This is a genomic window from Gloeotrichia echinulata CP02, assembly GCA_038087035.1.
In the GTDB taxonomy this organism is placed as follows: domain Bacteria; phylum Cyanobacteriota; class Cyanobacteriia; order Cyanobacteriales; family Nostocaceae; genus Gloeotrichia; species Gloeotrichia echinulata.
Window position 1 is genome coordinate 5,400,001 of the sequence record CP051187.1, and the last position, 19,868, is coordinate 5,419,868.

Here is a 19,868-nt window from a genome sequence, read left to right on the forward strand (position 1 = left end):
GTCGGTATCAAGAAGCTCAGATTCGGATTTCAATGTATAGGAAATATAGCGAAGCGGCTCAAGTACAAGCTCAGAAAGGTCAGTGATGAAATTATCTAGGGATGGGGAAATTTAACTCCCCATCCTTAAATTCTCAAAATCTACCTAAACACTCATCTCCAACATCCGTTGCATTGGACGCAGAGATGCTAATCGGATCTCTTCAGACATAGTAATTTCTGGAGTGCGATTTTTCATTGCCAAATACAGCTTCTCCAAAGTATTTAACCGCATAAATGGACACTCGTTGCAATTGCAGTTATTCGTCGGTGGTGCGGGAATAAAATGCTTGTGAGGTGCTAATTTTTGCATCTGGTGAATGATCCCAGGCTCCGTAGCCACGATAAATTCTTTTGTTGGACTTTCTTGACAATATTTGAGTAACGCTGCTGTAGAACCAATGTAACTGGCGTGGCGCAATACTGAAGTTTCACATTCCGGGTGAGCGATCGCCTCCGCTTGGGGATGTGTAATTTTTAACTGGACTATTTTCTTTTCCGAAAAGGTTTCATGCACAACACAGCTACCATCCCACAGGACTAAATCTCGCCCTGTTTGTTCCATGACGTACCGACCCAAATTCCGATCTGGGGCAAAAATAATCGGCTGTTCTTGGGGTATTTGCTGCACAATCTTGACAGCGTTGGAACTAGTGCAGATAATATCACTTATCGCCTTAATCTCAGCAGAACAATTGATGTAAGAAACCACCAAATGATTAGGATGTGCCGCTTTAAAAGCTGCAAACGCCTCTGCTGGACAACTGTCTGCTAAAGAACAACCAGCATTCAAATCTGGTAACAGCACCAATTTATCTGGATTGAGTATCTTGGCTGTTTCTGCCATAAAGTGAACACCAGCAAAGACGATGACATCTGCATTTGTCTTGGCTGCTGCTTTTGCTAGTTGTAATGAATCCCCAATAAAATCTGCAATGTCCTGAATATCTGACTCTTGATAGTAATGCGCCAGGATAACCGCATTGAGTTCCTTTTTGAGACTCTCAATAGCGGCAAATAAATCTAGTGGTAGTACACCCGGTTGGGTTTTGTCTCTTTGAGCAAGTGCAGTCTTAAACACAATTAGGAGTTGCTTAGGGTTGCAAGTGTTTGTCTTGTGTAATCAATTATAGTAGTTTTTACCAAAAAATATAGTGGTTTTTACCAAAACTCATAGACTCTTGTTGCAGATTGTGTGCAAATCCGGCTGAGTTTCATATCCTGGAAATAGACGGCAAGGACAGTGGCATGACCATTCAGAAAACTCAATCAAAAACCCTGAAAATAGCAATAGTTGGCGATGTTCACGACCAATGGGAAGTAGAAGATGGTATTGCACTCAAGCATCTGGGTGTTGATTTAGCGCTGTTTGTTGGGGATTTTGGCAACGAATCGGTGGAAGTGGTCAAAGCGATCGCCTCCCTCGACATTCCTAAAGCAGCCGTGATGGGCAACCACGATGCATGGTACACTGCTACAGAATGGGGACGCAAGAAGTGTCCCTACGACCGATCCAAAGAAGACTGGGTGCAGGAACAACTGGATTTATTAGGTTCAGCCCATGTCGGTTACGGTAAACTGGATTTTCCCGATTGGCAATTAACTGTAGTCGGGGGTCGTCCCTTTACCTGGGGTGGGACAGAGTGGAGATTTACCCAAATCTGTGACGAACGTTATGGAGTCACCGATCTCGAAGAGTCCGCAGACAAAATCTTCAAAGCAGTCAAAAGCGCCGCCTATGAGACAATTATCTTTATCGGTCATAATGGACCTAGTGGATTAGGCGATCGCCCAGAAGACCCCTGTGGTAAAGATTGGCATCCTATTGGTGGGGACTTTGGCGATCCAGATTTTGGTGCAGCGATTTCCCAAAGTCTCACCGCTGGTAAAACCATTCCCCTCGTTACCTTTGGTCACATGCACCATACCCTCAGACACACTAAAAAAGTGCTGCGAAAACCAGTATTTAGAAGTCCAGAGGGGACAATTTACTTAAATGCCGCCAGAGTGCCCAGAATTGTCGAAAATAACGGTCAAAAGCTGCGGAATTTCTCCCTTGTCACCCTAGAGGCGGGTGTGGTGTCCCAAGCCTCTCTAGTTTGGCTGGGGAATGATTACCAGGTAGAGTCCGCAGAAATTTTGTACGAGCGATCAGATTCAATAGTGCAATCTGCTTAGATTATGATATATAATATTATCTGTCAGTTTTATTGCCCGCTGCGGCACTGGCTTGACAGTTTACTGGAGAGGTGGCAGAGTGGTCGATTGCGTCCGACTTGAAATCGGATGAACCGAAAGGTTCCGGGAGTTCGAATCTCCCCTTCTCCGTTGGTAATTTGTAATTACTAGCTTTTTTAGGGGTTGTTTCCAGGGGTGGTATATTGACCAAGTTGTGCAAAGCGGATTTCAATTCGCCTCCTGTTTGCATCTGAATTTCTATTTGGCTTGGCAAATCCTTTATCTTCTGGTAAAAGTAGTTGTGCCGCAGAATAGGCTCTAAAATTTAGTTGTTTGAAACGCCCTTTCTTTTTTTGAATCTGAACGTTTTTAAGTTCCTTGACTACCGCTAAAGCTCGTATCAAACCTAAATCAGCATTAGAACCTGGACAAAGAATAGCAACATTTTTATTGAGAGTAGATACGGCTTCTAGCTGTTGATCTAAATTTCCTCCATTCTGATTATTACATGATTTCAGGACACCAACCTCTTCACCATCCGTATGTCCGATAACTTCTATGACATCAATTTTTTGATTATTATTTTCATTTTGTTCTATGATTTTTTCAATATCTCTGAAAATTATGCCATTCTTTCCACTAATATCGTTTTTTAAATTTAGCGGTAAAACAGCACTTCCTGAATTGAATTTATACTTTTCAGAGCGTAGTTCAATGATTTTTGGTTTACCATCTTTATCTCGAATAGATGGTGGAGATTTCGAGGACTGACCTATTACCAATAATAAAAGTACTGTCAGAACCATGAAAGCATTAGACATCAGATCCGTGAAAGAAGTCCAGATGCTGAAGGTTTCAGTAGTAGGCGTACTCTTTGTTCTTCTGGGCATTTTAAAATTTCTCCATTGATGATATTATCAAGGATTATGTGAGTTATTTAAAATTAGCTTGTATTCTTCCCACAACTTCGGAATACTGTTCAATTTGTTTAGCTACATTTTGCAAATTCTGATTGTGGTTTTCCCCAATTGAGGTGTGCTGATTTAAGGTGGCTATTACCTGAGATATGTCATTATTAAATGACTGTGTAGTGGCTTGAAGTACCACAGCGATATTCTGTAATTTATCATTGTGGGTTACTATTTGTCCTGTGTGCTGATTTAAGGCTGTTGTTATCTTATATGTATTAGTATTAAAATCTTGGGTTGCGACTGAAAGAGTCTGGGTATTTTGCACAATTTTCCCAGAGATATCAGTAAGGTTTTGTTGATTAGTTTGAATTAAATTTTGTATTTCGGAAGAATTTTCCAGCAAAGCATCACCAATACCTTGGTTTTGCTGTGTATAGCTGTGTAACTCTGAAGTAGCCTTGTCAAGAGATATCGTTGATTTCTCAAGAGTTTTTGTGATATCTGAGTAAGTTGTTGTTAATCCTGCCAAACTGTTAGTAGCATTAATTAAAACATTAGCACCTGTTTGCATTGCCAGGGAAGACTGAGTAACTACAGTTTGAAAATTATTGGCGCTGGTGTTAAGTGTATTGCAAGCTGCTGTTACAGCATTTTGAAAATTTCTAGTATTTTCAGGTAAGCTATTTACAAACCTACTTAAGTTATTAGAATAAGTCTCTATGGTCTTAATAAGTAAATCGATTTTATCTTTCTCTATAAATAAAATATTATCAAGTTCATGTTCTAAAAAAACAAGGAGTTTATCCTTCTCTATATCTAAATCATAGGAAGGATGGAATTTTGTTATAAAAAAACTACAAGTCAACGATATAAGACTACTAAAGAAAGCAATTCCCATTGAGCCTATAATAGCTGATAAAGTTTTTTGTAATGTAATTTCATCACCAATATTTCTGCTAAGTATAATTAAATTCATCGTAATACCTAAGAAGGTTCCCAATAAACCAAGAGCTAGTAGTAAGTTTGGGAGTGATTGGTAATATCGTTTATTTTTTTCCCATTGTTGAAGCTTTTGATTATCACTACAAGTGTTTTCGATAAGAGCTAATCTATTAATTTTATCTTGTTGATGACTTAAAATTTTATTGTTTTTCAGGGCATTCAACATTTCTGCTTTAATTGGATATATATCATTTAGTAGTGTGTTCTTTAGTTTAATTCCATCTACAGTAAATTTGATAGTGAATCCGACAAAAGCGATTACCACTAATAACGGGACGAAAGATAAAAATGAAGGGGCAATAAAATAAAGAAATAATAATATTAATGCAATTATTATAACTATACCGCGCAATGTGTTTTTTGGCATAATTTTGACATCTCAATACTTTATTGATCAAAGAAAAACTACAATCAAGTATATCGTATTTTTTTGGGTTTTATTGTAAAATAAATTACCTGTGCTATAGTTTTTACAGTCTTCCTCTAGTTCTAGCTTGTTTCTCAGCTTTGATAGAGGGAATTGAATATAATTTTACAAGCATAGGGACGGGCGATCGCTTTCATGGTGGTGTGAGATGAATACAAGAATCCAAAACATTATCGGTGAAAATTACGAAATCATCCAATTGCTTGGTGAGGGTAGTTTTGGCAAGACTTATCTGGTGAAACACTTGAAAACTCCTAGCCAGTATGCGGCCAAGCATTTTACCGTCCCCAGTAGTGACCCACAGTTCGCCAAAGCTGGGGAACTTTTCCAGCGGGAAGTGACAACCCTAAAACAGTTAAATGGATATCCGCAGATTCCCCAATTTGTTGACTTTTTGGAGGAAAATCAAGAGTTTTATTTACTACAAGAGTATATTGAGGGAATTACTCTCAGCAATGAAATAAAACCAGGTAACAAGTTAGAGGAAAGCGAAGTCATTAAATTATTAAATGAATTATTGAACATCCTCGATTTTGTTCATTCTCAAAACATTATTCATCGTGATATTAAACCAGACAATATTATCAGACGAAAAAAGGATGGTAAGTTGGTTTTAATTGATTTTGGAGCAGTCAAAGAAGTTATTACTCAAACCACTTCATTAAACCCAAAAACTGTAATTGGTACACTAGGTTATATGCCCACCGAGCAAAATCGGGGAAAGCCTCAATTTAATAGTGACATTTACGCAGTTGGAATGACTGCTATTTCAGCATTGACAGGTCTAGAACCTCATGAGTTACCAATAGATAATTGCCTAGAAGTTGTCTGGCAAAATCCACAAATAGTGGTTAGTCAGGAGCTAGCAGACATTTTGTCTAAAATGGTGCGCTATGACTTTAGAGACAGATATAAATCAGTCAACGACGTACTCAACGATTTAAATAATATAACACCTCCAGGAGCTTCACAAAAAACTCAAGTTATTAGTACACCAATACCAAATCCTGCTTCAATACAAAATCACGATCAAATTGATATGATTTTATTTGCGCTACTGATATTAATGGGAATAATTGCTCTCCTGTATGTTTCTGGTGTACTACCCAATGCAAAAAATACAGAGCCTAAAAAACAACAGTCCTTATTAATAGAAAAAGTTTTGAGTTTAGATGTTCAATAGAAGGCGATGTCTACAACGCGCTGCGCCTACGCTCCTTTCCCTGTTTCCTCATACGTACTATACTCAAAAATACAATTCAATAATTAATATAAATAAATAAAAATACTTACGTATTTGATATGGATATAAATTTCCCCCATCCGTATATCTGCACTGGCAAAGAGCAGATAAGCAGTGCTAGCTTTGCAGGATTACTCACATGATTTTGATGTCACAAATTTAACTAATGGAGTGCTTGCTAAATGGCTGTTGGAAATGAAGAACAGGGTAGCAAATTTATCACAACAGAACCACTAAAAGCTAGTGATGTTGTTGAACAAAAAGTTTGGGATGCTGTCCGCAGTGCGTTTGCTGAAAGGAAATGTATCGGTTACTGGCGTTATCCCATTTTCAAGCAGGTGGGAGAGATTCTTCGAGAGCCTGACATCTTGATTGTGGATCGAGAGTTTGGTTTAGTGGTCATGGAAATTAAAGCTGTCACCATTGACCAAATAGTTAGCGTTGATGGTGGAAAATTGCAATTGCAAAATTCAGAAGCTACAGAAGTAAATCTTCAACAGCAAGCAAAACATCAGTTACGCGCATTGATATCATACTGCGATCGCGAAAGCGCAATTTGTCGTAAAGTTACTGGTAGAGTCATTGTCACATTGCCTTTAATTACCCAAGAACAATGGCACCAAAGAGGCTTTGAGCAATTATCCAACTATTCGCTCATTTTCCAAGACCAGTTAGGCAAAATTGGTTTACTAGAACGCATTCCCCAATCTACTGTTGTCGTGTCAGGGGAAAATTTAGAAGATAAAGATTGGGAATTGTTACTGTCAGTGATTGCTGGTACACCTGTATTTCGTAAACCGGAGCGCAACAGAATCTCAACTACAGGTAAAAGCCGCGCTAGCGTAATTGACAGTTTACGAGAAAAACTCTACGAAATCGATTTACAGCAAGAACATATCGGTAAAGAAATACCCCCAGGACCGCAACGAATTCGGGGTATTGCTGGTTCCGGTAAAACAGTGCTGCTATGTCAGAAAGCAGCCCATATGCACCTCAAACATCCAGATTGGGATATTGCTTTAGTATTTTTCACGCGATCGCTCTACGATTTAATGATTGGGTTATTAGATCAGTGGATACGTCACTTCAGTTGTGGTGAGATACACTACGACCCAAAAACTAACTTGAAGTTGCAAGTACTTCATGCTTGGGGAGCAAAAGAACAACCCGGTTTCTACGGAACAATTTGTGATTACCACGGAAAAAGACGCGGAACAATCAAAGATACTAATGAAAAACAGCCGACCCGAGGCTTGGTAGACTTGAGTAAGCGGCTATTAGAAGAAATCGAAATTGAACCGATGTTTGATGCCATCTTAATTGATGAAGGTCAAGATTTAGTAGCCGAAGATGATTTGAAATATCAAGACAAACAAGCTATCTATTGGTTAGCTTATCAAACATTGCGACCTGTAACTGACCAAAAACCCGAAGAAAGGCGGTTAATTTGGGCTTACGATGAAGCACAAAGCCTTGATACTCTAGCAGTCCCCAAAGCCAAAGAAGTATTTGGTGAAAACCTCAGCAATCTTTTAAATAAGCAACCGCAATATCCAGGGGGTATCAAACGTTCAGAAGTGATGCGCCGTTGTTATCGCACACCAGGGCCAATTCTCACAGCAGCCCATGCAATTGGGATGGGTTTATTACGTCCAGAGGGAATGCTCACAGGTATCACGAATAAAGATGATTGGAATAGAATTGGTTACGAAGTTAAGGGAGACTTTCGGCGTATTGGTAAGCCAATAACTGTTACAAGACAACCGCAATATTCACCAAATCCGATTCCAGAACTTTGGGGAGAACCTGTATTAGATTTTGAAACTTATGATTCTCGCCAAGAAGAAATGACGGCTCTGGCTGAGAATATTATGCATAATATTGTTCATGACGGTCTCAATCCCAGCCGCGATATTTTAGTGATAGTTTTAGGCTCGACTTATGACGCTATCGAGTTAGAAACTCATGTTGCGAGTTTTTTAATGGAGCATGACATTGATGTTTATGTCCCCACTGCTGTGAAGTTAAATGATTTAATGTTGGAATGGCCTAACCACGACCCTGATAAATTCTGGCACGATGACGGTGTTACTGTATCTCGCATCAATCGCGCCAAGGGTCATGAGGCTGATATTGTGTATGTGATTGGCTGTGATCATGTCGCTCGCAATGAAAGTGATGTCAATTTCCGCAACCAGTTATTTGTGGCTTTAACTAGAACGCGGGGTTGGGCGAGTTTGAGTGGTGTGGGTAATTATCCTATGTATGATGAGATGCGGCGCGTGATTGCTAGTGGTGATAGTTTCACTTTTAATTATAAGCGCCCTCCCAAGCGGGATATTGGTGATGGGGAATAAGTTTTGGTGATTGTCTCACGCAGAGGCGCAAAGATTTGTGTCTTTGCGTCTTTGCTGTTTAATTACTGCTACATAAAAGCTGGACAAATCCAGACATTTACTCTTCTACCACTTCTACCAAATCCTCAATCATAACATCAAAGACGCGGGCCATCTTCATTATTGAAGTAAAGTCTACCATTGCCAACCCTGGCGCTCGTGCATAGGCTCTAACTGAACTGTAGGCTACTCCAGAACGGTCAGCTACATCTTTCAGTGTCCAACCCTTCTCCAAAGCAAATTCTCGAATTCTTAGCCTAATCAGCCCCATTTTTATATTGGCGAATACTTGTATTTAGTAGATTAACCCGAAGCATTTATTCTTGTACTACCTCCACCAATTCCTCAATCATCACATCAAAAGTCCTTGCCAACTTCTGAATTGCGGTGAAGTCAACAGTGGCTAGTCCAGGTGATCGGGCGTAGGTTCTGAGAGTGCTGTAGACTACACCAGAACGTTCAGACACCTCTTTTAGCGTCCAACCGTTCTCATCAGCAAATTCTCGAATCTTGAGCCTAATCATTCCCATAATTTGCTTGACAAATGACTTATATGAGTCGTTTAATATATTGTAGTCGATAAAACGATCGCCCCACGTCATCCAAAACTAAAGGGCGATCGCATTATTTACAAAACACATCCCGTGAAAGGGATGATGTCTCCGCTATCTACTGACAGGGAAAAATCTACCTATTCCACAGGCTAATTTTATGGTATCATCTTTCAAGCCAAAAACGCTCGTCATTCGTGCATCAAAAATTGTTCACAAATCTTCAACACTTCACCCACTCACAAGATTTGTTACGGAAGAAGCAGTTTGCCTGATGTTTAACATCCGCCTTGAAGATATCTATACCGTGCAATGCTGGCGCTACATAGTTTACGTCCACGCCAAAGGATTGAGCCAGTTTGTCAGCTACGCCGATTTTCCGCCAATTGTGGGAGTAAAGCCACCTACCCCAGCAGAGATTGTCAAATGGCGCAGGCGTTGGCGTCAACAACATGATGATGCTCAAAGACAGCACGCACCCAGGTGGTGGAAAGAATTTTTTGCTGAGGAATTTTGTCAAGCTTTCTCGGAGCCTATATTATACAGTTGGGGAAAATTGATTGGGTTAATCAAATTCGCCTTTAGTGAAGAAAGTTTGGAGACCCTGAGAAATAATTACCGCCAAGAAAAATCCCTATTTATATCTCACGCAAAAACGCTTTCGTCCCTAAGATGTGGTTAGCGACAAAAGCGTTTATTAAGTAACACTTAACTATTCAGCATGTTTATTACTGGCGCGATTAGCCCGTGCTTCAGCTGAGGCGAATACCTCATCGAAATTTTCCACCACTTCACCAGGGAAATTTTCCAAAACTCTTGTAGAAATAGCCACCCGACCTTTACCTTCATCCAAATCAATAATTACAGCTTTAATCGGTTGACCGATTTGAAAAACTTTTTCTAGAGATTCAATGAATTTTTGGCTGACTTGCTTGATATGAAGCAAGGCGCTAACACCATTTAAATCGACAAAGACGCCAAAAGGTTTGATCCCAGTAATTTTACCTTCCACTAATTGACCTAGTTCTAACAAGCTAAAGTTACTCGAACGAGTCGCCAAGCGCTGGGAAAGAATGAGTTTATTAGTGTTGCGATTAACTTCCAAAAAGCCAGCGGTGAGAGTTTGACCTTTGAGTGATTCTAAGTTATCACGCTCAACCAGGTGCGATCGCGGAATGAATCCCCGCAAAGATTGAATTTCAACGGTAATACCACCTTTATTCACACCCATTACCCGCACTGGTACCGTTTGGGAATTTTCTTGCATTTGCGCCAGTCGGTCCCAAATTTGCTGAATTTCCAACTGTTTTCGAGAAAGAGTTACTTGACCCTCTGCATCCTGCTCGCGGATAATCAAAAACTCTAGTTCCGCTTGTAATGGTAGCACCTCCGATAAATCGGTGACTGCTCTCAAAGAAGCCTCATCGCGGGGGATAAAAGCTGACGACTTACCACCAATATCAACATAGGCGCCATCATGGTCAAGTTGAAACACTTTACCATGTACAACCTGTCCTTTTTGAAACTGGTAGTCGTGTTTTTCCAGTGCTTTGGCAAAATCGTCCATTGTAAATGACGAATTGGCTGTTTGAGAAAGTTTCGATTCGGAATTCATGACTTTTGAAGATAAATTTTTATTTGTCATTTGTCATTTGTCATTTGTCTTTGGTCTTATAAATGACAAATGACAAATGATTTAGGACAACCTGAACGAACAGTATCGAACGGTTGCTTAGGTTGTCAGGTTAGTTGACCAAACAGTTGTTTCACCTGCTCCCAAGCATCGGCTGCAGCTATAGGATTATAACTGCCACGATGGTCACAGAAAAATCCGTGGTCAGCTCCATCGTAGCGAAACACACGATGGGAAATTTTGTATTTTTCTAACTCTGCTTCAATCTTGTCTACCTGCTCTAGAGGGATGCTGGCGTCTTCGGTGCCAAAAAAGCCGTAGAGGGTGCCGGGAATGTCCCTGGTACGGGTGACAGTAGGCTCGCCACCTCCTGGTGTACGGGTGCTAATTCCCGCCCCATAGAAGGAAGCCGTAGCTTTGATATCTGGTAGGGTAGCAGCTAGATATGCTACATGACCGCCAAAACAGAAGCCAATGGAGCCAAAGCCATCTGGTTTGACTTGGGGGAGGCTTTTGAGATAGTCAATTGTCGCCTGAATATCGCTCAATAACTCTGAAGCTGTCGTTTGCATCGCATAGCTTCTCCCAGTTTCAATATCTTCTGGAGTGTAACCAGTTTCAAAGCCAGGGGCAATACGTTGGAAGAGTGCGGGGGCGATCGCCACATAACCAAGTTGAGCAATCCGTTCTGTTACTTGGCGAATGTGGACGTTGATACCAAAAATCTCCTGTAATACAATCACTCCTGGGTAAGAACCAGGCCCTTGTGGTTGTGCCAAATATGCCACAAGTTCGACATTACCTTGCGAAATTTCCACGGTTGTGGTATGTATTACTTGCTCGGTCATAATATTTTTTACCAGTGTTGTGTGATTATTTGATATAACTATGCCAGGATCTCAAACCTATCCCCAATTACCAATTAAATTATCAATTAGGAAAAGTCAAGAAGTGAGAATTTTTTCCCAGAAAAATTCAAGGTATAAATAAAATATTTAACAGGTAGGATAGGCAGCTGGTTCCATGCTGCTACTAGCACCGAGTGCAGCAGGGTAAAAATAAACATACCATCTCACGAAGCTCACAATCCAGGCAATGAGGCATTTTGAATTTTAACCCTTCACGGAGTTTACCCTTGAACGAAGTGAAGGATTCGAGGGCAAGATTTTGATAAATTCCGCGTAGTGGTACTAGGAGGTTTGGTGATGATTCAATTCCGCATTCAGCCAGACAGTGAAATTCCCGCATCAACCCAGCTGTTTAATCAAATCCGATTTGCGATCGCCTCTCGCCAATATCCACCTGGATATAAATTGCCAAGCACACGGGCGCTAGCAATGCAGACTGGCTTACACCGCAATACTATCAGCAAGGTTTATCGTCAACTAGAGGATGACGGATTTGTCGAAAGTTTAGCAGGTTCGGGAATTTATGTCCGTGCCCAAGGTCATGAGGGCGGTAGTAAACTACAATCGCCCATTCTCAAACAACATCCAGAAGCAGACACGGTTGTTCAGCAAGCACTTGATGAGCTACTGTCCCAAGGATGTACACTCTCCCAAGCACGAGAACTATTTTTAGCAGAAATCGATTGGCGTATGCGTTGTAGCACGCGAGTGCTTGTAGCCGCACCATCTCAAGATTTGGGTGTGGGCGAATTGATGGTATACGAATTGGAGGAAGCCCTAAAAATACCACTGCAGTTAGTCCCTATTGACCAATTAGCTGCTGTACTAGAGAAAACAACCTCTGCTACGGTGGTAACAAGTCGGTATTTTATCAGTGATGTGGAAGCGATCGCCGCGCCGAAAGCTGTCCGTGTAATCCCCCTAGATATCTACGACTACAGTAAGGAAATTAACCTGCTCAAAACCCTACCGAAGGAAAATTGTGTTGGTATAGTTAGCCTCAGTTCTGGGATTGGCCGCCAAGCTGAAGTGATTCTGCATGGTTTACGTGGCGATCAACTACTGGTGATGACTTCTCAGCCAAAAGATGCTTACAAACTTCAGGCGATCGTCAAGCGAGCTGAGGTAATTCTCAGCGATCAAGCCAGTTATGCCATAGTGCAAGCCGCTGTGCAAGCAGCTGCGGAAGACATTATTCGTCCACCCAAGTTGATTAAGGTCGAAAATTACATTGGCACCAAATCCATCAATTTGTTGAAACGAGAGTTGGGTTTGGGTTAATTTCCCTGTGTCTCTGTGGTTTTTTGATTTTCACAGAGGCACAGCATCCCGTATAATACAATAGGGGTAGTGGATGAGGAGCGGCGATCGCTATGACCACAGCAACCAAAAAACTAACTTTTGCAGAATATCTCAAATATAACGATGGCACCGATACTCAATACGAATTGGTGGATGGAGAATTAATTCCCATGAGTGTCGGTACTGGTAAGCACGGCGGAATTTCCAAGTTTCTCGAACGAACCTTTGATGACGAAAGTGCGAAAATAGGGAGAAAATCGACTTGGTTGCACAACCTGCAATATAGCAGTTATCGGTTGAGTCCAATACACTCGTAGGGGCACGTTTTGCCGGCGCCCTACACGCGACGATATAATTTTGTATTGCATCCAACTGAGAATCGCTATAACTTACAGCCATTTTCAGGTAAATAGACCACGCTTTTGGGGCGCAAGGCCTTGCGCCCCTACGAAGATCTGTGGTTCAAATGAGTGAAAATTGCTGTAAGAAGAATTGAGAAGAATGTTGAGTTCCCCTGCGGGAAGCCGCTCCGCGTCTACATTGCTCAACTCAATCTACGATGATCGCACGTCTTTTAAAATATCTTCGCCTAAATTTTCTATCGACAAATCTGCAGATAATTTAGCAGGAATTCGCAGGTTAAAAGCAATTACTAATTGATTTTGTTCAATATTGATATTTGTAATATTCATAATACTTTTCTCAGGTAATAACTCTAATCCCTGAACTTTTGCAGACGAGAGACTTTTATACCCAGCTTCCTCCAGCCATTCAGAAATATTTCGCCAATTTTCTATCTTCCCATTACCCTTATCAACCAAACCCTTAACGTATTTATACACAGTTGCACAAAGGTCAGTTTCCACACCCTTACAATTTTTACTGAGCTTTTCGGCAATTTCCAGCGGACTGTAACCACAAAGTAGTCCCCGCAGGTGTAGCTTTTCCACTGGTGTCAGGCGCTTTCCCTTAGCAGAGGCTAAGTCAGTGTAGAGAGTTTCCAAATCCCAGTGGTTAGCTGCTTGGGAGAAATGCTCATCAGTGGCTGCCATCAGTGCTATCCTCACTAATTCCTGATGTAATTCTAACGTAAATCCTGATTTTTATCAGCTAATGGCTAGCTTTATGTGGAATATACTGAGAGTATCGGGATAAATAAGACTAATAATTAAGTATTAATGCGGGTGCAAGGTTGATATAGATGGTCGAGACGATTCAAGACAATTACTTTCAATTTCCAGAAAAGGAGATACAGATAATGTGGTTCAAATTTCCGAATAAATTGAGTGTTAAAACTAGTATCGCTACGTTATTTGCTATTAGCTCATTTGCCATTTTTAACACTACTCCAGCTCTTGCTGAATTAATTTTTTCGACACAGAACATATCTCGTATTACTCCATTAGAAACTGGTAGCACAACGATTGGAGGACTGACTGTTAACGCTGATACGTCTCAGTGGTTACAAAACAATACCCAGAGACTTTTAGGCGCACAATGGCAATTTAATGATGATGGAACTTTTGTTTTTTATCTACCGAATACTCGTACCGACCTTTACCCAATAACAGGATATTACAGGGTTCAAGGCAAGAAATTATCTTTTCAAGGTTCCAGAACCTCAAATACTCAGGTTTCGAGAGCAAAATCTTTTGTTGGTGGGATCATAGATTTCAGCCAAAAGCCGCCTGTAATGAATATTCAATGGGGCAGCAGTAATATCAATGCTGCTGTTGTTAATGGGACTAATTATGGTTCCAACAAAACAAGTGCTTATGATGCCACTGTGACTCTCAGGAGAGTCAAGTAAATGTGTAAGTCTTTTGTTCTTATGTAGTTTAGTTAAACACAGCGCATCACCAAGCCCTCTCCATTTTCTCACCTATTTGTAATCATTGACGCTTTCCCAGTTAAACAATTTCAACAGCGTAGGTTGGGTTAGGCGCACGAAGATTTTTCATTTTTGCTGGGTAATTAATATTTGCGCCGTAACCCAACAGAATATCTTGTCGTAAAACCAGTAAATCATATGTTGGGTTTCGTTCCTCTATCCAACCTAAAGTCTGCTTCCAAATAAAAAACATCCAATAATTTATTGTGGGGTGGGCGTCTCGCCCGCCAATAGACAAAAGCGGGCAAGATGCCCACCCCACAAGATTGGATAATTTATTTCTTGGAAATTCCTTATCAGCATCTCCTTGGTTTTCAGAAACCAGTTAATAAGATTAAAACCGACTAACTTCTATGTGGAAAGCTTTGTATCTATTACTTTTGTTTGCCATTTACATTTTCATAGCTTTACCAATAGGTCTTGCCAGTTTGGCATTAGCAGTCTTAGGTATACCAATTGATATACTAATCCTTCTATTAACTGCTGGAAATGCCAAGTTTGGAATTTTTAAGGGTTTTAAGCGTTTTGGAATTTGGTGGTTACTAAGATTAAGGGAAGCAACGGAAAATATCGATGATTATTCGGATTGACCTGAGAGAGCCTTTCAAAATCTTCTCCTATTCTCATCACATCTCTCCATTTTCTCACTTATTTGTCATCATTGGACTTTTCCCAGAACCCCGACTTATTCAACAAGTCGGGGTTCTAATTTTTCCCCAACAATTTAAAATCGCCATACATAGCTTCTCCTAATCACATAACCTATATCATAGCCCCCTCTATCCCGTGGTGGAGGGGATTGGGGGTGGGGTTCTTGTACCTCACAAACCGCTATAATATACATATAAAATATTTTAACGACTATCAGATTATCAATTTATGCGAACAATACCAATCCAATTACCAGAAACAGTATTTTCAGCACTTCGCAAAAATCCTGAAGAATTCGTGCAAGAAATGCGAATTGCAGCAGCAGTAAAATGGTATGAAATAGGTGAAATATCGCAAGCTAAAGCTGCAGAAATTGCTGGACTTACTCGGGCAGAATTTATCAATGCTTTATCACGCTACCAAGTAGATTTTATGCAATATACTGCCCAAGAGTTAGCCGAGGAACTGATGAATGTCGATTAGTCGCGTCATAGGCTACTACTGATGTACAATAATTGTATCGCGACTCATTTCAATGTAGGAATGCTGGTCAAACAGTTCAAATAAAGATTGTAAATTAGCGGAAAACAGACTTTCAAGTTCTACATTCTTGATATTGCCTGTGGTGATTAAAAGCAGTTTATACGGTTGCTGAATTATTAAAAAAGAGTTGACAAAATCGGAATCTTTTGTAATTACAATTCGATTTTGTTGAATTGATATGGCATTAATTTCAGTATCTAAAGTACCATTTTGTTGAGGTAAATCTATCGTGTGGATTGTATCGTAGCCTGAAGCTTTTAGGAACCGAGCGAGGCGAACTGGTAACTGAGCATCAACAAGAAATTTCATGAAGCAATCTTATAAATGCTTTTGACTTGGCTGAGTCGAGCCGCAAATAACAAAACCGCCAGAATATCTTCATACTCTAAGTCCTCATAATCTGCCAAGATTTCCTCATTCTTCATACCAGAACTGAGTAATTCGAGGATAAACTCAACTGGATAACGAAGTCCTCGAATACAGGGTTTACCATGACAGATATCAGGATTATGGGTGATGCGCTGTAACAGTGTGTCATCCATGCCAGCAATCCTCCGCAACATTAAACTCAACTACTAGGTTACAGTAGTTTAGACTATTTAGCAGTTTGCATTTGTCGTTCTTCATTAATTTTCAGATTCCAACCAAGACTCTCAGCATTTTTCGTTAGTCCGCGGAGGCGGACTTTGCCTGTATAGCCGCGAATTCTATTCGCCGGGGCTTAAGTTGACACCTATGGGCATTGCCGTGCCCCTACGGGTGTACCTTACTGGCTTTGATCAATTTCTTCATAGCCGTAAGTTTCTTTAACAAAAAATATTTTTACTCAACACTTCTTCATCAACTAACCACCTTTTCTACTCTCCCAATTCCCAAAAACGCCCCCACCCGCTTCAGGTAAGTCGGCGCGTCTTCCAACATGGGAAAATGCCCTGTATCAGGAATCACAACCAACTCGACTTTCTCGCTCAAAGCTGCCGCTTGACGCCCCATAGCAGCTGGTATAATCTTGTCATACTCCCCAGCCACCAACAGTGTCGGTACTGTCAGCTTGGCGAACTCGTGAGGCATAAATTCTGCCTGAGCCTTACTAACGGAAGTAAAAATTGTACCTAGGGCTGCATCATAATCAGCTTCCAAAAAATCTTGCAAAAACGCCTGACGTTCAGCCTTGGGGATGGATTTGTGTAAAAACCTCGCCATAAATATTCTATCCGCAAATGGTATTTTCCCTAACCATTTGGGACGAAATTTGACTACGTAGCCACCAAATTTATGAAAGGCGCTAAAGGCTTTTTCGTCGTACTCAAAAATTCCGCTACAGGTCAAAATCGCTCTTTCCACACGTTGCGGGTAGCGGTTGAGAAACAAAGTGGCGATGGAGGCGCCCATTGAATGGGCTTGGATATACACACGCTGGATTTGCAAGCCATCTAATAATACTGCTAAATCGTCAGCGTATTCCTCTAATTCATAACTTAACTCTTTAATTGCTGCTGATTCCTCTTGGGGAGACCGAGACTCGACCACAGACTCACTCACTTGGGCGATGGTCGGTTTTCCACGGGAGCGCCCAAACCCCCGCATATCGTAGAGCAAGCAATCGAATTTGTCTGACAAAGCATTAGCAGTTGTAGTCCAGTACCTAGCTGAACCAGCCCAACCGTGGATAAACACCATCACTGGCTTGACTGAAGAAGCAGATGGTTTTTTCACCCACTCATAGTAATGCTCAACGCCACGAACTTTAATGTAAGGCATTTTAAAAGTTAGGAGTTAGGAGTTAGGAGTTGGGAGTTAGGAGTTGGGAGTTAGGAGTTGGGAGTTGGGAGTTGGGAGTTGTAGGTTTTGCAATTAACTCTTGACTCCTCATTTTACTCATAACTCATCACTCATAACTCATAACTCATAACTCATAACTCTTGACTCTTGACTCTTGACTCTTGACTCTTGACTCTTGACTCTTTACTATTACGCTGATTCTGGCTTAGGTAGTGAGGAGGGATGTACTAGCAGTTCGGCGGTTGACCGCTTTTCCACCATCTCTCGTGTGACAGTGCAGCGAGTCACATCTTTGCGAGATGGTAACTCGTACATTACATCCAGCATCAGTTCTTCGACAATCCCCCGCAACGCTCTGGCTCCAGTTTTCCGGCGGTAGGCTTCCTGGGCGATCGCTCGTAAGGCATCTGGTTTAAAATCTAATTGTACATTATCCATCTTCAGCAGTTTCTGGTACTGCTTCACTAAGGCGCTCCGTGGTTGGGTGAGAATCGCCATCAGTGCTTCTTCATCCAGTGGCTCTACCACCGCTACCATTGGTATCCGCCCGATAAATTCGGGAATCATGCCAAATTTCACCAAATCATCCGGTTCTAGATAACGCAGGGTATCCGCCGCCCGTTTTTCTTTCGTTTGACCTTCTCCTGGTTGCACAAAGCCCATTGACTTTTTGCCCACTCTCTGATCTACAACCTTCTCTAAACCAACGAAGGCGCCGCCACAGACGAAAAGGATGTTACTAGTATCAATCTGGATGCAGTCTTGATAAGGATGTTTACGGCCGCCTTGGGGTGGTACATTGGCGATCGTTCCCTCCAACATTTTCAGCAAAGCTTGCTGCACGCCTTCTCCAGACACATCGCGTGTAATCGAGGGATTTTCACTCTTACGCGCAATTTTGTCAATTTCGTCGATGTAGATAATCCCCCGCTGCGCTTCCTCAACATCTAACTCTGCCACTTGTAACAGTCGCAGCAAGATATTTTCCACGTCTTCTCCCACATACCCCGCTTCCGTCAGCGTCGTCGCATCGGCGACCGCAAAGGGGACATCCAGGATTTTTGCCAGGGTTTGCGCCAAGAGAGTCTTACCGCAACCAGTCGGACCTATTAACAGAATATTAGATTTTTGCAGTTCAACTGCATCTTCCGCCCCAGCTTTGCCATTGTTTTTAGACTGCACGATCGCCAGACGCTTATAGTGGTTGTAAACAGCGACTGACAGAACTTTCTTGGCTTCGTCTTGGCCAATAACGTGTTCGTCCAAATACTTTTTAATCTCTCTTGGTTTGGGTATTTGATTCAACGAGAGACTGGAAGAGCGGGTACGGCGTTTCTGAGGTGGTTCTGACCGTGGTGCCGGTTGCGCCGCCGTTGCACCATTTGTGTCGAGTAACTCCTCATCTAGTATTTCATTACACAAGTCAACGCATTCATCGCAGATGTAGACTCCCGGCCCTGCGATCAACTTACGCACCTGCTCTTGGGACTTGCCACAAAACGAACATTTCAAATGGGAGTCGTACTTAGACATACCAGCCTCTTATTTCAGAATGGTGACGTTTTCCCTAGGTGAGGGAATATTTTGCCTGGAAATGACCTGATCGATCAAACCGTAGTTCTTCGCCTCTTCTGCCGACATGAAAAAGTCGCGCTCTGTATCTGCTTCAATTCTTTCTAAGGGTTGACCAGTATGTTGGGACATTAACTGATTCAACTTAGCCTTAATGTAAAGAATTTCTCTGGCTTGAATTTCTATGTCAATGGCTTGACCTTGAGCGCCACCAAGTGGTTGGTGAATCATAATTCGGGAGTCAGGTAGAGACATCCGCTTACCGGCGGCCCCTGCTGTTAACAAAAAAGCCCCCATGCTCGCGGCTAGTCCAAAGCAGATGGTTACAACATCAGGACGTATTTGTTGCATTGTATCATAGATTGCCATCCCTGCGTAAACTGAGCCACCAGGAGAATTAATGTACAGTTGAATGTCCTTTTCTGAGTCTTCCGCATCTAGGAACAATAACTGGGCAACAATGGAATTGGCGACCGTATCGTCTATGGGTGTTCCTAAAAAAATAATCCGCTCTCTCAGCAGACGGGAGTAGATGTCAAATGCTCTTTCTCCCATACCGGATTGTTCTACCACCATCGGCACGATGTTACTCGGTCCACTCAAGTGGGAGTTAATGTCTATTCGACTCAAACTGCTGATTGGGTAATTTCCCGACTGCGATACAAGCATAGAATAACATTTGAGGATATGTAGGACAGGATCAAAAGCAGCGATGGCTTTGCCAATCCCAAGGGCGGAGGCTGCCTTTTTGATGAATGGGATTTTTCTTCGAGCTATGTCTTAACCATTATGCCTTATCTAAATTATTCTCGTTTGACACTCCCAAACCTCAGAATTTTC

The 19,868-nt window shown here is 41.6% G+C and carries 24 protein-coding genes and 1 tRNA gene (1 of these 25 running past the window's edge); 11 read left to right on the forward strand and 14 right to left on the reverse strand.

Annotation, left to right across the window (positions count from 1 at the left end; all coding sequences use genetic code 11):
• Window positions 1-86, forward strand: partial view of a hypothetical protein gene (locus HEQ19_23870; GenBank protein ID WYM02074.1) — the final stretch only. 790 nt of this gene lie to the left of the window's left edge; only the last 86 of its 876 coding nucleotides appear in the window; its start codon lies beyond the left edge, outside the window; it ends in the stop codon at window positions 84-86.
• Between the two features lie 58 nt (window positions 87-144).
• Here the strand turns inward: HEQ19_23870 and nadA are convergent, their stop codons facing one another.
• Window positions 145-1,119, reverse strand: coding sequence for a quinolinate synthase NadA (gene nadA, locus HEQ19_23875; protein WYM02075.1), 975 nt, complete (start codon window positions 1,117-1,119; stop codon window positions 145-147).
• 167 nt (window positions 1,120-1,286) lie between these two features.
• On the opposite strand from nadA, the gene HEQ19_23880 reads away from it, so the two are divergent.
• A complete protein-coding gene (locus HEQ19_23880) occupies window positions 1,287-2,216 on the forward strand; it encodes a TIGR04168 family protein (GenBank protein ID WYM02076.1) in 930 nt (309 codons plus the stop codon).
• 65 nt (window positions 2,217-2,281) lie between these two features.
• Window positions 2,282-2,366, forward strand: a tRNA-Ser gene (locus HEQ19_23885).
• Window positions 2,367-2,392: 26 nt separating this feature from the next.
• Here the strand turns inward: HEQ19_23885 and HEQ19_23890 are convergent.
• Both HEQ19_23890 and HEQ19_23895 read right to left on the reverse strand, forming a co-directional pair.
• A complete protein-coding gene (locus tag HEQ19_23890; GenBank protein ID WYM02077.1) occupies window positions 2,393-3,106 on the reverse strand; it encodes a flagellar motor protein in 714 nt (237 codons plus the stop codon).
• Window positions 3,107-3,149: 43 nt separating this feature from the next.
• Complete coding sequence (locus HEQ19_23895; protein WYM02078.1) at window positions 3,150-4,496, reverse strand: hypothetical protein; 1,347 nt, start codon at window positions 4,494-4,496, stop codon at window positions 3,150-3,152.
• 208 nt (window positions 4,497-4,704) lie between these two features.
• Between HEQ19_23895 and HEQ19_23900 the strand changes: the two genes are divergently transcribed.
• Together HEQ19_23900 and HEQ19_23905 are read left to right on the forward strand one after the other, a co-directional pair.
• Complete coding sequence (locus tag HEQ19_23900) at window positions 4,705-5,739, forward strand: serine/threonine-protein kinase (GenBank protein WYM02079.1); 1,035 nt, start codon at window positions 4,705-4,707, stop codon at window positions 5,737-5,739.
• 242 nt (window positions 5,740-5,981) lie between these two features.
• Window positions 5,982-8,156: an ATP-binding domain-containing protein gene (locus HEQ19_23905; protein WYM02080.1), complete on the forward strand. Its 2,175-nt coding sequence runs from the start codon at window positions 5,982-5,984 to the stop codon at window positions 8,154-8,156.
• 97 nt (window positions 8,157-8,253) lie between these two features.
• On the opposite strand, the gene HEQ19_23910 is transcribed toward HEQ19_23905, so the two are convergent.
• Together HEQ19_23910 and HEQ19_23915 are read right to left on the reverse strand one after the other, a co-directional pair.
• Window positions 8,254-8,466: a helix-turn-helix transcriptional regulator gene (locus tag HEQ19_23910; protein ID WYM02081.1), complete on the reverse strand. Its 213-nt coding sequence runs from the start codon at window positions 8,464-8,466 to the stop codon at window positions 8,254-8,256.
• Between the two features lie 46 nt (window positions 8,467-8,512).
• Window positions 8,513-8,725, reverse strand: a complete 213-nt coding sequence (locus tag HEQ19_23915; GenBank protein WYM03577.1) for a helix-turn-helix transcriptional regulator — start codon at window positions 8,723-8,725, stop codon at window positions 8,513-8,515.
• 181 nt (window positions 8,726-8,906) lie between these two features.
• On the opposite strand from HEQ19_23915, the gene HEQ19_23920 reads away from it, so the two are divergent.
• Window positions 8,907-9,428 (forward strand): hypothetical protein, encoded by a 522-nt coding sequence (locus HEQ19_23920; GenBank protein ID WYM02082.1) that lies wholly within the window; start codon window positions 8,907-8,909, stop codon window positions 9,426-9,428.
• A gap of 30 nt (window positions 9,429-9,458) precedes the next feature.
• On the opposite strand, the gene HEQ19_23925 is transcribed toward HEQ19_23920, so the two are convergent.
• Window positions 9,459-10,361 carry a S1 RNA-binding domain-containing protein gene (locus HEQ19_23925; GenBank protein WYM03578.1) on the reverse strand — a complete coding sequence of 301 codons (903 nt, stop codon included), beginning with the start codon at window positions 10,359-10,361 and terminating at the stop codon, window positions 9,459-9,461.
• Window positions 10,362-10,486: 125 nt separating this feature from the next.
• Window positions 10,487-11,227: a dienelactone hydrolase family protein gene (locus HEQ19_23930; GenBank protein WYM02083.1), complete on the reverse strand. Its 741-nt coding sequence runs from the start codon at window positions 11,225-11,227 to the stop codon at window positions 10,487-10,489.
• Between the two features lie 357 nt (window positions 11,228-11,584).
• On the opposite strand from HEQ19_23930, the gene HEQ19_23935 reads away from it, so the two are divergent.
• Window positions 11,585-12,568 (forward strand): GntR family transcriptional regulator, encoded by a 984-nt coding sequence (locus HEQ19_23935; protein ID WYM02084.1) that lies wholly within the window; start codon window positions 11,585-11,587, stop codon window positions 12,566-12,568.
• A 92-nt stretch (window positions 12,569-12,660) separates the two neighbouring features.
• Window positions 12,661-12,906, forward strand: coding sequence for a Uma2 family endonuclease (locus HEQ19_23940; GenBank protein WZI67000.1), 246 nt, complete (start codon window positions 12,661-12,663; stop codon window positions 12,904-12,906).
• Window positions 12,907-13,143: 237 nt separating this feature from the next.
• Here the strand turns inward: HEQ19_23940 and HEQ19_23945 are convergent, their stop codons facing one another.
• A complete protein-coding gene (locus HEQ19_23945) occupies window positions 13,144-13,641 on the reverse strand; it encodes a helix-turn-helix domain-containing protein (protein ID WYM02085.1) in 498 nt (165 codons plus the stop codon).
• A gap of 206 nt (window positions 13,642-13,847) precedes the next feature.
• Here HEQ19_23945 and HEQ19_23950 point away from each other — a divergent pair, with 206 nt between their 5' ends.
• Entirely contained in the window at window positions 13,848-14,399 is a 552-nt protein-coding gene (locus HEQ19_23950) for a hypothetical protein (GenBank protein WYM02086.2), read from the forward strand.
• Window positions 14,400-14,499: 100 nt separating this feature from the next.
• Here the strand turns inward: HEQ19_23950 and HEQ19_23955 are convergent, their stop codons facing one another.
• Window positions 14,500-14,673, reverse strand: a complete 174-nt coding sequence (locus tag HEQ19_23955) for a hypothetical protein (GenBank protein ID WYM02087.1) — start codon at window positions 14,671-14,673, stop codon at window positions 14,500-14,502.
• Window positions 14,674-14,833: 160 nt separating this feature from the next.
• Here HEQ19_23955 and HEQ19_23960 point away from each other — a divergent pair, with 160 nt between their 5' ends.
• Window positions 14,834-15,070 carry a hypothetical protein gene (locus HEQ19_23960; protein WYM02088.1) on the forward strand — a complete coding sequence of 79 codons (237 nt, stop codon included), beginning with the start codon at window positions 14,834-14,836 and terminating at the stop codon, window positions 15,068-15,070.
• Window positions 15,071-15,359: 289 nt separating this feature from the next.
• On the forward strand, window positions 15,360-15,614 hold the full coding sequence (locus HEQ19_23965; protein ID WYM02089.1) for a UPF0175 family protein: 255 nt from the start codon (window positions 15,360-15,362) through the stop codon (window positions 15,612-15,614).
• Between the two features lie 15 nt (window positions 15,615-15,629).
• On the opposite strand, the gene HEQ19_23970 is transcribed toward HEQ19_23965, so the two are convergent.
• From HEQ19_23970 to clpP, 5 genes are all read right to left on the reverse strand, one after another.
• Complete coding sequence (locus HEQ19_23970; GenBank protein WYM02090.1) at window positions 15,630-15,983, reverse strand: DUF5615 family PIN-like protein; 354 nt, start codon at window positions 15,981-15,983, stop codon at window positions 15,630-15,632.
• Entirely contained in the window at window positions 15,980-16,216 is a 237-nt protein-coding gene (locus HEQ19_23975; GenBank protein WYM02091.1) for a DUF433 domain-containing protein, read from the reverse strand. The genes HEQ19_23970 and HEQ19_23975 overlap by 4 nt, the downstream gene beginning before the upstream one ends.
• A gap of 298 nt (window positions 16,217-16,514) precedes the next feature.
• On the reverse strand, window positions 16,515-17,435 hold the full coding sequence (locus HEQ19_23980) for an alpha/beta hydrolase (GenBank protein ID WYM02092.1): 921 nt from the start codon (window positions 17,433-17,435) through the stop codon (window positions 16,515-16,517).
• A 210-nt stretch (window positions 17,436-17,645) separates the two neighbouring features.
• Window positions 17,646-18,989 carry an ATP-dependent protease ATP-binding subunit ClpX gene (clpX, locus tag HEQ19_23985; GenBank protein ID WYM02093.1) on the reverse strand — a complete coding sequence of 448 codons (1,344 nt, stop codon included), beginning with the start codon at window positions 18,987-18,989 and terminating at the stop codon, window positions 17,646-17,648.
• Window positions 18,990-18,998: 9 nt separating this feature from the next.
• A complete protein-coding gene (gene clpP, locus HEQ19_23990) occupies window positions 18,999-19,697 on the reverse strand; it encodes an ATP-dependent Clp endopeptidase proteolytic subunit ClpP (protein WYM02094.1) in 699 nt (232 codons plus the stop codon).
• Between the last annotated feature and the right edge of the window lie 171 nt (window positions 19,698-19,868).